Genomic DNA, 13,098 nt, shown 5'->3' with positions numbered 1-13,098 from the left:
GGGACGATATCTCCCGTTTCTGGTTCAATTGGGAAAAGCACGGTACAGGTGAATCCATAATGTTCTGCCAGTAGTTTACCCATCATGGGCATCCCCTCTTCAGAACGGTATTCGTCATCACCACTTACTAGGACGATGTGCTTGCCCTTTCCGGGACCCGATTTCCCTTCAAAACGTAACCAGGATTTCCCTTCTTGGGCGTTTGTTAGAGAAATGGAAAAAACCAGTAACAAAACCGTAAGCGGAATTTTGAAAAACGGTAAAGTAGCTTTAGTGACTTGTCGGAAGTAGTTATGCATAGGTTTAGTTTGTTAGGAGAAAATTCAATCGTTTTTTCATTACGCAAAAGATACTTTGAAAGTGGATTTGAAAAAAGTGATTTTTGATGAGATTTGTAAAAAATGGGATTCCTTAACTGAAAAAATATTTTTTTTGTGAAACCTATGAAAAAGATTAGGTTTAGAAATGATTAAAAATTCGAAATCGCTAATATAAATTGCCCTTGTAATTGAGATTTTATTTAGTTTTTATAAGGAAAATCTATACCAGTATGCTTGTTTTCCTACTTTCTTTTTTGGCATCATATTTTTATGTTGTAGTATTTTAATTTCAAATATGTTGTACTTATGATGTAGCCCATTTTCAAAGCGCTGAAATAAACCTAAGTAGTTTTGGAGCTTATTATTAATCAACAATACTCCCAAAAACCCAAGGTTATGTCGGTAAATCCTTTAAAATCATTTTTTAGCTTCATCATGATTTATTTTTTGTTTTCCAATCTGCAAGTATCCGCCCAGTTTGTACCCATAGGTGAAGGAGGTTACACCACTACATTTCCCGGGACTGATGCTGCAGGAAGAAATGGATTCCCTCCCGGTACCCCCCAACTCAGTGAGAATGCCGTTGGCAAACCTGTCCCGACTAACGATTGGTGGTCCTTGTTGCTTCAAAGCAATCATGTGAGCAATTTGTTCAATTACCCGATGGCCTTAAAGACAAAACCGGCCGGATTGGTGGTCAGTTATATTCCTTGGGGTGTCTATGATGACCAAGAACCTATTGTTGTGGGTTTATCGGGGTTGAATGCACAACGTGCTACAGTGGCAGATTATTCAGATTGGACGGTGACCATAGACTGGAATGATGGAGGCGAACATCTGCAGGTGACTTCCGGGGTGGCTATGCCATTTTTATATTTTAATAAAGAGACAGACGATAACCTTCAGATTACCGTCAACCTTGGGAATGCGACTATCTCAGGTGAAATGCTGATGATAGAAAATGCCCGGAATGGAGCTGATTTTGTGTTTTATGCTCCTTCGGGAAGTACCTGGACCCAAAGCGGAAAAGTTTTTTCATCTACGCTGAATGGGAAGGATTATTGGTCCATGGCCATGTTGCCTTTGACTACAACCGACATAGTTCAGGTTGCAGAATCCTATAAAAAATACGCTTATGTATTTCCTGCAAATACGACGGCCTCCTGGAATTTTGACGAAGCAACTTCTGTCATCAGAACGGAATTTGAAATTGAAACTGACATCAAAGAAGGGGAAGAAACTGCTCCCTTGATAGGATTATTGCCCCATCAGTGGGACAATTTGGCGCCGGATTCACCTCGACCTGACCTCTTGAGTTACAGTTCGGTCAGGGGTGAAATCAAAACCATGGCAAGTACTTCCTTCAGCGTGGAAAATACTTACTATGGTATTCTTCCTACTCTTCCCTATCAGACCAATTACAGTGAGGGTTTTAGTGTAGCGGAGTTGGACCAAAAAGTGAAACAACTGGAAAATGACGGTCTGAGTACCTGGACTGATTCCTATAATGAGGGTCAGATGATGAACCGTCTGATTCAGACTGCCAGAATTGCCCATGAGATGGGGAATTTGGAATCCCGTGACAAGATGATTGCGACCATCAAAGAAAGATTGGAGGATTGGTTTACTGCCAAGCCCGGACAGGTGGCATTCTTATTTTATTATAACAAAGATTGGTCAGCCATGCTAGGCTATCCTGCAGGACATGGTCAGGACACCAACCTGAATGACCACCATTTTCATTGGGGTTATTTTATCCATGCAGCAGCATTTTTGGAACAGTTTGAACCTGGTTGGGCTGAAGGTTGGGGGGAGATGGTCAATCTTCTGGTCCGCGATGCAGCTTCACCCGATAGGAGTGATGCATTGTTTCCTTTTTTGAGAAATTTTAGTCCTTATGCAGGTCATTGTTGGGCCAATGGTTTTGCAAGTTTCCCACAGGGAAATGATCAGGAATCCACTTCAGAAAGCATGCAGTTCAATTCCTCTTTGATCCATTGGGGTACTATCACAGGCAACAAAGAAATCAGGGATTTGGGGATTTATCTGTATACCACTGAGCAGACTGCCATAGAGGAATATTGGTTTGATATCCATGAGCGGAATTTTGGACCTAATCAACAATATAGTTTGGTATCAAGGGTATGGGGAAATTCCTATGATAACGGGACTTTTTGGACCAATGATATCGCAGCATCTTATGGCATAGAGCTGTATCCGATACATGGGGGTTCTCTTTATCTTGGGCATCATCAAGAATATGCTTCCAAACTTTGGAATGAAATTGCAGCAAATACAGGGATTTTAAGAAATGAGGCAAATGATAATCTTTGGCACGACCTGATGTGGAAATATCTGGCTTTTACAGATCCGCAGAAAGCGATTGAACTATATGATAGTTATCCTAATCGAAACCTAAAATTCGGAGTGTCTGATGCCCAAACCTACTACTGGCTTCATGCGATGAATGCAATGGGGAAAGTGGATGTTTCTGTCACCTCAAATTATCCTACCGCATCGGTTTTTATCAAAGATGGAGTGAGGACCTATGTGGTCAATAACTATGAAAAAAGCCCAATCACTGTCTTTTTCTCTGATGGTACTACCCTGGAAGCTCCTGCCCGTACCATGGTCACCAATAATGATGTGGACATAGAAAGTGAACTATCAGTCAGCTTTAACCAAGCCTATGTCAATGGCAGCGTGGACTTGAGTTTGAATATAGAAAAAGGAACCCCAACAAAAGTTGAATTTTTTAGAGGTACTGAAAAGATCGGAGAACTTACCGAGGAACCCTTTAATTTCAAAGCTGCTCAACTTCCATTGGGAGTGCACGACTTTTATGCGAAGGTTTTTGAAGGTGAAAAATTGGGTGTCTCAAATATTGTTTCCGTAGTAGTAGGGGACCAAGTTCCTTATTTGGGTACAGCTTGGTCAATCCCCGGAGTTTTAGAAGCTGGAAATTATGATGTATTTGAAGGAGGAAGAGGACAGGGAATTGCCTATTCAGATGTTTCGGTCAACAATGAGGGTGATTACAGGAAAGAAGAAAGTGTAGATGCAGCATTTATCACAGGAGAAGGAGCTACCATTGGGTGGATAGTCAGTGGGGAATGGGTAGAATACACTGTCAATGTGGAAAAAGCGGGACTGCACAAAATGGAATTTCGCTATGCTTCCGGAAATGCCAGTGGCGGAGGCCCATTCTGGCTTGAACTAAACGAAAAGAAAATCGCGGATAACATTTCCGTTGGTACAACAGGTGGTTGGGATACTTGGAGAACTCAGACGGTGGAAGGGATACCTCTTGTGGGAGGTGAAAATATCTTAAGACTTTCATTTGGAAATGGTGAGCTAAACTTTGGGAAAATGACCTTCACTTATGAAGGTGAATTGCCTTTTAGTCAACCAATTGCGAGTGCAGGAAATAATATTGTTGTGATTTTGCCGGAAGCAACAACTACATTAACAGGATCCGGTTCTGATCCCGAAGGCGGTAATCTGACCTACCTTTGGGTACAGGAATATGGACCTAGTGTGGCGACGATCAATGACCCTAATGCTTCAAGCACACTGATAAGCGGGTTAGAAGAAGGTATTTATAGTTTTAGGTTGACTGTCAGCAATGGAGAATATGATGATTCTGACCAACTTTTGGTGATTGTGAGCAATGATATCAATATTCCACCGGTGGTTGCTATTAGTTCACCGTCCAATAATCAGGAGTTTATTCAGGGAAGACCAATTGATATTGTGGCCGTAGCCAATGACCTGGACGGGTCTGTGGATCAGGTGGAATTTTTCGCAGGAGAAAATAGCATTGGTACAGCTACTTCTGAACCATGGAAAGTGAGTTGGTCCGGTAGTGTTGGTCATCATCAGTTAACGGCAATTGCCAAAGACAATGATGGAAATACGGCCACTTCTGCACCCGTAACCATACGTTTTACCGAAGCACCTTCATGCAGCGGTATATCCGAAAATGGAGATTTTAGATATGAATTTTCAGATGATGGCAGCAATCCCACTTTGACCTTTATCCCTACAATTTCCGGAATAGGCAATCAGGTATTGATCCTATATTATGGAACTTCTGCCAATGGAAATTTCCCCGGATATGGGGTAAGACCCAATGAACCTTTCAGGCTGAATGCTACGGAAGGAAGCACTGTATATTTCTATTATACTTATTCACACCCAACCCAAGGGGAGAAAAATACTTCGGGCCAAAGGATTTCATATGTGGTGGGAACCTGTCAGGGTACTGATGATGGTAATGGTGGAGGTTCCGGAGAAGGTCCTGTTATTGATTTTCCCATAACATTTGAAGAAGATTATGTATGGAACAGCCTGATCACGAATTTTGATGGAGGTGACCTTTCGGTCATCAACAACCCTGATATGGATGGAAACCAAAGTCCCAAAGTGGCAAAGATGGTGAAGAATGCTGGGCAGATTTGGGGTGGAGCCTTTATTTCGAAGGCTTCCGTGATTGATTTTTCGAAGGGAACTGACTTTACAGTTTCAGTATGGGCACCACGAGCCGATACCCGAATGTTGCTAAAATTTGAAAATGAATTTGATGGAGGACAGGCATTCGAAAAAGAAGTTACGATTCCTGAATCAAAAAAATGGGTGGATATCACTTTTGATATGAGCGGTTTCAATCCTTCCATTAGCTACAAAAAAGTAGTAGTCATTTTTGATCTTGGCAATGTTGGTAATGGATCTGCAGATTATACTTGGTATTTTGATAATATCCGGCAGGGAGAAATTTCTCAAATCCAACTCGAACAGGTAATTACTTTTGGGGAGATTGAAGCCAAAACCATGGGAGATGCTCCGTTTGAATTGACTGCTGTTTCTGATTCCGGATTGGAAGTTTCTTTTGAGAGTGAAAATGATCACTTGGGTATTAAGGCTATCCTGGTTACGCTTTTGAAGCCGGGAAGGGCAACCATCATCGCGCGTCAGGATGGGAATGATAGATTTCTTCCTGCGGCACCGGTCAGCAGATCGTTCTGTATCAATCCAGCAAAACCAACCATAAATATGACGGGTGTTGGAGGTAATTCAGTGACCTTATCGTCAAGCTCTTCTGAGGGAAACCAATGGTTTCTGGATGGGGAATTGATTGCGGATGCGACAGGGGAAAGTTTGGAAGTATCCTCTTTCGGAACCTTCACTGTTCAAGTAAGCATTGATAATTGTGTCAGTGAATTCTCTGACGAGATAACCCTCATTGTAAACAGTACAAGAATGGAAATTGGCGGAGAAATCATCATATATCCCAATCCAGTTGAAAGTCATTTTTATATTAAAGGAATCAGCGGGGCAATCAGATCAGCGGATTTGGTGGACATGGCTGGAAGAACTCATCCTGTTGAATTGGAAGAGTTTTCGGAGGGATTCAGAATTGATGTAGCAAATCTGCCTTCAGGAGTTTATATGTTCAGGTTATTTCAGGGTAATAAGCAATCTATTCACAAAATCCTTAAAAAGTAAAGTGTATCTGGTCAACATTTAGGTAATCAGGAATGGTTTCACTTTTATAATTGAAGAAGATTTCAAAAATCTTAAAACAGAGGACAACAGGTTCCTCTGTTTTTTGTATATTTTGAACTCTTTCAAACCCTTAATAAGCCATGAAATCCCTATTCTCACTCTGTTTATTATTTTTAATTGGCGTCTCAACAGCCCAAACGCCACTTACTTTTGAGGAACCTGTAAAACAGCGGGTCTTTGTCCTTACAGACATTACCAACGAACCTGATGACCAACAGTCAATGGTTCGTTTTTTGGTTTATGCCAATGAGTATGACATTGAGGGAATTGTAGCGACCACTTCCACCCATCTCCGAAATCAGGTCAGAAAGGATAAAATCACTGAATTAATCAAAAATTACGGTAAAGTAAAAACTAACCTTGACAGACATGCAGATGACTTTCCCTCATTGGAATATCTTCTAAATGTAACTTCGGAGCATTTACCATTGTACAGCATGGATGGGGTAGGAGAAGGCAAAGATTCCCCCGGTTCTGAAATGTTGATCAAAGCTGTGGATAGAAATGATGATCGCCCTCTTTGGGTGTCTGTTTGGGGCGGGGCCAATTGTCTGGCACAGGCACTTTGGAAAGTGAAAAACACAAGGTCGGAGGCAGAGTTGATAAAGTTTGTAAACAAACTTCGGGTCTACACCATATCCGACCAGGATTTTGCGGGTTCATGGGTAAGGCATAATTTTCCTGGTATTTTCTATATTGTTGATGCCAGTGCCGGAGACAATTGGAGGGAATATTACAAAGCGACTTGGACAGGGATAGCCGGAGACAGGTGGTATAAAAATGCGCCGATGGTGGATTTTGAATTGGTGGATAATCCATGGTTGATGGAAAATATCCGAGATCATCACGGTCCTTTGGGGGCCAATTACATTCCATTGGAATATATCATGGAAGGGGATACTCCCTCTTTTATAGGTTTGATCAATAACGGGCTTGCTTGGTACAAAAGCCCTGCTTGGGGAGGTTGGGCAGGAAGGTATGAACTTTGGAAATCCTATGGCGAGGTTGATAAAATCTGGACTTCCTCGATCAATACCCAGGATGAAGTGCTGTTGTCAGACGGTAGAAAAGAGGCTTCCAATCAGGCTACCATCTGGAGGTGGAGAAAAGCTTTTCAACATGATTTTGCAGCAAGAATGGACTGGAATATCTCCCAGACTTACAAAGCAGCCAACCATAATCCCATCATCATGCTGAACGGAAATGAAGGGAAAGCCTTGGCCAATGGTAAAGTTGAAGCAGGAAAGACGGTTCGCTTATCAGCAAAAGGGACTTTTGATCCGGACGGTGATCAACTCAAATATCATTGGTGGATTTATAGGGAAGTTGGGGGCTTCAATGGTAAACTGGAATTCTTCAATCCATATGGGGATGAGCAAAGTTTTGAAATGCCAAAATTGAATGAAGGCCAATCCCTGCATGTTATTTTGGAGGTTCAGGATAGTGGGAAGCCAAGTCTATATAGTTACCGAAGAATTATCCTAAGCAATCAATAACAATCAGGAGAATAAAAATATGAGTGAAGAAAACCTTCCTGCATCTGGGCGTTTGATTTCCTTGGACGCCTACAGGGGACTGACTATGTTTTTGCTGATTGCCGAAGCGGCAATGGTTTATCAAACTTTTTTGAATGCCTTTTCTCCAGAAAGTTTTGGGCATACTTTATTTACGCAGTTCACCCATCATCCATGGAATGGCCTGAGATTTTGGGATTTGATTCAGCCCCTCTTTATGTTTATCGTCGGGGTAGCAATGCCCTTTTCTCTCAACAAAAGGTTGGCAATTGCAGGAGACAGGGGGAAAGTAACAAGGCATATTTTGAGACGCTGCTTTTTACTTTTTCTTTTCGGAACGGGCTTACATTGTGTGTACAGTCAAAAGTTGGTCTTTGAGCTTTGGAATGTGTTGACCCAACTTTCATTTACCATATTGCTCACCTATTTTCTGATCAGACAGCCCTTCAAAATTCAATTAGCAGTATCATTGGGTTTGTTGACCCTTACAGAAATTCTATACCGATCCTATGCCCCCGATTCCCCTTTTGTGATGGGAGAGAATTTCGGTTCTTACACTGATATGTTGTTGATGGGGAAAATAAACAATGGGGGATGGGTAGCCATAAATTGCATTCCTACCGCAGCCCATACCCTGTGGGGTGCCATTTGCGGAAACCTTCTGTTGTCCAAGAGAACTGATAAGGATAAAATAAAAGTCCTAATCATTGCAGGATTTGTCGGTTTGGTAGCAGGATACGGATTGGATTTATTGGGAACTACACCCATTATCAAAAGAATCTGTACCAGCTCATTTGTGCTGGTTTCAGGTGGATGGGCATTATTAGCCTTGGCATTTTTCTATTGGTTGGTGGATATGAAAAAGCAGCAATCCTGGGCTTTTGCTTTTATCGTGGTAGGGATGAATTCCATATTCATCTATTTGTTTGCAGAAGTGTTGGGGCACCGTTGGTTATATGGATTTATTGAAATTTTCAGCGTGGGATTTTTGAAACCACTAGGGATTTCAGATGCCGTTTTGGGGATTTTGACTGCATTGTTGACTTTGGCGGCGATGTGGTATTTGTGTTATTTTCTTTATAAAAAGAGAGTGTTTTTTAAGATTTAGAAAAAAAATCAAATCAAACATTAGCTATTTACTATGCTTGCATTTCGAGTCCCCATCATTTTTAAAAAAACATTCAGAAAAGGCAATGACATTGAGGTCAGCCTAATTGGGCCTCGGCAAGCTCGGCCACCGGGGGTCGTCTTGTTGGGAGGTGGGATTGTGAAAATTGGAGCAGCCGCATTTCACAATCCCACCTTATTTAACAATATTTTCCGTTCCCCGAGCTTGCCGAGGGGTAATTAACATTTATGTCATTGGTAGAAATTGCTTTCTATCTCTTAAAATATCCAAGTCGATTTCTAAATCTATACTACCCGAAAAAGTCAATAATCTTTTTATTTTGATGTTTTTCACATATTCTTCTAAAGCTTCTTTTATCAATTGACTTTTGGTTTTGGCATCGGATAGTCTCATGGCTTCTTCCATCAATTCCTGAGGTATTTCAATAGTTGTTCTCATTTGCACATTAAATTTGAGGTAGGTAAATTTATCAATTTTACAAGGGTTTTTCAATTCAAACATAAGAATGACTTGAGAAATTGGATTTTAAAATCTTTGGAACAATTGAAAACAAGATACTTTAGATTCCCCTGGAAATGAACTATATTCCAAGATGAAAAATCTAATTGTCCTTATTGCTTTGTCTTTTTTGACTCCTTTGGTTTTTGCCCAGACCACCTACCCCCTTTACGGCAATGATCCCATTCCCAATTCCATTGATGTTCCTAATGAGGAAATGTCAGAAGCCAGTGCAGCTGGAATTTTAAGGATCAGTAAAGTAACCAAGCCAACACTGACAGCATATCTTCCTTCCAAAGATAAAGCAACAGGACAGGCGGTGATTGTTTGTCCAGGTGGTGGTTATACCATTTTGGCAGCAAGTCATGAAGGTTCGGATGTGGCAGAGGAATTTGTCAAAAAGGGCATTGCAGCTTTTGTTCTAAAGTATCGTCTTCCCAGTGATGAGACAATGATTGACAAGACCATTGGACCATTACAGGATGCACAGCAAGCTATTCTAATGGTAAGGGAAAATGCTGAAAAGTGGAATATCAAACAGGATCAGATCGGGATTATGGGTTTTTCAGCGGGTGGACATTTGGCTTCTACTGTCGGAACACATTACAACAATCAAACCATTCCCAATCATAAGGGGACAAGCCTGAGACCTGATTTTATGATTTTGGTATATCCGGTCATTACTTTTGATCCGAAGATCGGGCACAGTGGTTCAGCACAAAACTTATTGGGTGAAAATCCCACACAGGCTATGAGGGATTATTTTTCAAATGAAAAGCAGGTCAATTCCAAGACTCCCCTTACCTACCTTGTTCACGCCAAAAACGATCCGGTGAGTATACAGAATTCCTATGTTTTTGAAGAAGCTTTGAAGAATTTTAATATACCTGGTTCAACTACTTATTTTGAAGAAGGCGGTCATGGATTTGGAATGATCAATCGCACTTCTAAAGTAAAATGGATGGATGAGGTGGAGAAGTGGATGAAGGGACTAAACTAAGATTGTATTCTGTGTTTTTGCTTAGAAATCTAAATATCCAATCCAAAAATCAAATCCAACAGTTTGTTTATAGGATGAAGTCAAATTCATCAACCTGATGGATAAAAACAAGTTAGAAATCAAAAGAAACAGATTAGTTTGGGGCCTTCCATCAGGAGATGTTTGTTTGCCTCTGTTTTTTTATCCAATTTTAGATCTAATCTGATTGGAGTTATGAATAGATTTGTTTTTGGATTTATGGTTGCGGTTTTGGTTTTTGCTGGATTTTGGCTTTGGTCCAATAAGCAGGAATCCATGGAAGAAATGCTTGAAAGTACTTCTTTGATCCAACAGCAAATCGAGCAGGTAGGGAAATTGATCGTGACCGAAGGTTATTTTTCACAGGTTTTTACCTACAAAAACTCCCAAAATATGTTTCTCAATCTGATGACATCAGATAAGAAAGCCTTGGTTGTGGCCAATGCCAAAGTCACTGTAGAATATGACCTCCGTCAACTTCAGACTGAAATCGATCAGGAAAATAAAATAGTAATCCTAAAAAGAATACCTGAACCTGTCATCAATATCTATCCCGACATTGAATATTATGATGTGACCCAGGATTATTTCAATAAATTCGGGGCGGCGGATTACAACAAAATCAAAAGTACAATCAATGCCAGAATCAGGGAAAAAGTGGATAAATCCAATCTATTGGAAAATTCCCATGAAAGATTGATGAGTGAACTGGCAAATATTTTTATTCTAACCAAATCCCTAGGGTGGACTTTGCAATACAATGAAATTATCGTTGAAAATGAAGATCAACTTAAAAACCTTAAAAGATAAATTGAAACCTTCAAACAAATCCAAATCATGAACCTGAACAAAAAAAGCCTTTTCCTATTGTGGATATTTTCAATCTGCATTATTGAATTTTCCCTAGCCCAAATCCCAAGGCAATACCTTGATATTACAGTTGCTCCTGACAGGACGGATTGGACTTACAAAACTGGAGAAGATGTGGAGTTTTTCATTTCGGTCACCCAATCCGGGGTTCCGGTCCCAGTAGAAAATGTTCGTTTTGCTGTAATGGAAGAAAAGATGAACCCTCTCAAAGAGGGATCCATTAGCTTAAAGGATGGGAAATCAAAAACGCAAAAATTTACAATGAAAAAGCCGGGCTTTCTAAGATGTGAAGTTTACGCGACGATTGATGGGAAGGAATATAAAGGGCTAGGAACTGCAGCGTTTGAGCCCGAAAAAATCAAGCCTACGGTGAAGATGCCTGTAGATTTCAATTCATTTTGGGATGGAGCTAAAGCAGAATTGGCACAAATCCCAATGGATTATATGATGACCCATTTGCCGGAAAAAAGCTCCCAACATATAGATGTGTACCATGTGAGTTTTCAGAATATTAGAAATTCGAGAATCTATGGAATTCTGAGTGTTCCTAAAGGTGAAGGGAAGTTCCCTGCTATATTGAGTGTTCCAGGTGCAGGTATCAGGCCCTATGGAGGAGATATAGGAAAGTCCCTGAGAGGAGCAATTACCCTTCAGATTGGTATTCATGGGATTCCTGTGGATATGCCTCAGGAAGTTTATAGCAATCTTGCATCGGGAGGATTGAGTGGATATATGCATATCAACAATCAAAACAAGGACCTTTATTATTACAAAAGAGTGTATTTGGGTTGTGTAAGAGCAGTGGATTTTTTGGTTTCTCTTCCCCAATATGATGGAGAAAATTTAGCGGTTCAAGGTGGTAGTCAGGGAGGAGCTTTGGCAATAACTACCGCAGCGCTTGATTCAAGGATTAAATACCTTGCAGCTGTTTATCCTGCATTGAGTGATATGACAGGTTATCTCAATGGTAGGGCAGGTGGTTGGCCACATGTATTTGCGGGGCAAAATCTAAAATACTATGACAGACCCGAAGTGATAGAAACATTGGCTTATTATGATGTGGTCAATTTTGCAAGGATCCTACAAACACCAGGGTTCTATACTTGGGGATTTAACGACGAAACTTGTCCTCCGACGTCTTTCTATTCCGCATACAACGAGATCAAAGCTCCCAAAGAAGTATTTATAGTACCTGAAACCGGCCATTGGACCTATCCTGAGCAGGGTAAAAAGATAGAAGATTGGTTGTTTGGGAAATTGGGGAAAAATTAATTTTGGTTATATGCTTTCTTGCCCGTAAGGTATAATCCCTATTCAAATTTGGATGGGAGACCGATGACCGATGACCGATGTAGCGTGAAATTGAAGCATTAACTGGATGTTCTATTGATTTGGCTTATTAATGGGAGGATTTTGTGCAATTAATAATAAGAGATAAAAAAAGGATGGGAAATTTTCCCATCCTTTTTGTTTTTTAAGCGATCATGGATAATCACTTATTGGGATTGCTTCATCACGCGGATGGATTTTATGCCTTGCAATGTTCTGATATTGATGATGTAAAATCCTTTATTCATTCTGGAGAAGTCCATCTCAAGGCGGCTTTCATCTCCGAACCATGTTCTCTGAACAGCATGCGCCCGTCCCATAGCATCTAGTATTACCAAAGAGTTATCAGTTGGTTCTTCATCCACAAATCCTTTCAGGTTGATATTCAATCTGTCTATGACCGGGTTAGGATATGCGATAATTTTCCTAAAGTTTCCATCTCCCTCAAGAGATGAAGGTACTTCAGATATTGCTATCTCCAAAGCTGTTTCTTCAATAGGTGCTGATAGCGTTCTAGCTGAATTCACGTTGTTTTGAAGTGGCCTGATAGCAATGGCCTGTGCTACCCAATGTTCACTCAGAGAGGCAATGGCGCTCATATCACCGGTGGCCCCAGCTTCCCGCTTTATGAAGAAAGACATCATGTTTGAGGTAAGCCCTTGACTGTTGTTAGGATCATCATAAACTTCTGTTGTTCCAGTTGGCGGAGTCCAGGTGGCGTTTTTCTTGTTGGTATAGAACAGCATAACCAAGTTATTGCAATCCTCTGTGGTAATGGATGGTGCCGTAGCCACTAATGACTGTGGTCCGGAAGCCCCACTGGATGTAACTATAGGATTTTTGGTATCAGCTCCG

General features: G+C 40.8%; 8 protein-coding genes and 1 pseudogene. 6 read left to right on the top strand and 3 right to left on the bottom strand.

Annotated features, from left to right (window positions below; translation table 11 throughout):
* A pseudogene (locus tag ACEW8U_RS23620) lies at positions 1–299 on the bottom strand (hypothetical protein); the annotation flags it as partial.
* Between the two features lie 417 nt (positions 300–716).
* Here ACEW8U_RS23620 and ACEW8U_RS23615 point away from each other — a divergent pair.
* The 3 genes from ACEW8U_RS23615 (at position 717) to ACEW8U_RS23605 (ending at position 8,507) form a co-directional block, all read left to right on the top strand.
* Positions 717–5,825 (top strand): glycosyl hydrolase, encoded by a 5,109-nt coding sequence (locus tag ACEW8U_RS23615; protein ID WP_373524520.1) that lies wholly within the window; start codon positions 717–719, stop codon positions 5,823–5,825.
* A gap of 140 nt (positions 5,826–5,965) precedes the next feature.
* The gene (locus tag ACEW8U_RS23610) at positions 5,966–7,381 is read left to right on the top strand and encodes a nucleoside hydrolase-like domain-containing protein (RefSeq protein ID WP_373524519.1); all 1,416 of its coding nucleotides are present in this window, start codon (positions 5,966–5,968) and stop codon (positions 7,379–7,381) included.
* Between the two features lie 19 nt (positions 7,382–7,400).
* Positions 7,401–8,507, top strand: coding sequence for an acyltransferase family protein (locus tag ACEW8U_RS23605; RefSeq protein WP_373524518.1), 1,107 nt, complete (start codon positions 7,401–7,403; stop codon positions 8,505–8,507).
* A gap of 246 nt (positions 8,508–8,753) precedes the next feature.
* On the opposite strand, the gene ACEW8U_RS23600 is transcribed toward ACEW8U_RS23605, so the two are convergent.
* Positions 8,754–8,966 carry a type II toxin-antitoxin system VapB family antitoxin gene (locus ACEW8U_RS23600; RefSeq protein WP_373524517.1) on the bottom strand — a complete coding sequence of 71 codons (213 nt, stop codon included), beginning with the start codon at positions 8,964–8,966 and terminating at the stop codon, positions 8,754–8,756.
* A 154-nt stretch (positions 8,967–9,120) separates the two neighbouring features.
* On the opposite strand from ACEW8U_RS23600, the gene ACEW8U_RS23595 reads away from it, so the two are divergent.
* The 3 genes from ACEW8U_RS23595 (at position 9,121) to ACEW8U_RS23585 (ending at position 12,186) form a co-directional block, all read left to right on the top strand.
* Positions 9,121–10,026 carry an alpha/beta hydrolase gene (locus ACEW8U_RS23595; RefSeq protein WP_373524516.1) on the top strand — a complete coding sequence of 302 codons (906 nt, stop codon included), beginning with the start codon at positions 9,121–9,123 and terminating at the stop codon, positions 10,024–10,026.
* Positions 10,027–10,239: 213 nt separating this feature from the next.
* A complete protein-coding gene (locus ACEW8U_RS23590) occupies positions 10,240–10,854 on the top strand; it encodes a DUF4230 domain-containing protein (RefSeq protein ID WP_373524515.1) in 615 nt (204 codons plus the stop codon).
* A 27-nt stretch (positions 10,855–10,881) separates the two neighbouring features.
* Positions 10,882–12,186, top strand: coding sequence for an acetylxylan esterase (locus ACEW8U_RS23585; RefSeq protein ID WP_373524514.1), 1,305 nt, complete (start codon positions 10,882–10,884; stop codon positions 12,184–12,186).
* A 224-nt stretch (positions 12,187–12,410) separates the two neighbouring features.
* On the opposite strand, the gene ACEW8U_RS23580 is transcribed toward ACEW8U_RS23585, so the two are convergent.
* The coding region (locus ACEW8U_RS23580; protein ID WP_373524513.1) for a T9SS type A sorting domain-containing protein at positions 12,411–13,098 on the bottom strand (688 nt) is incomplete at its 5' end.

This window comes from Aquiflexum sp. (assembly GCF_041751335.1).
Lineage (GTDB): Bacteria > Bacteroidota > Bacteroidia > Cytophagales > Cyclobacteriaceae > Aquiflexum.
This window is presented reverse-complemented; position numbering and strand designations above follow the sequence as displayed.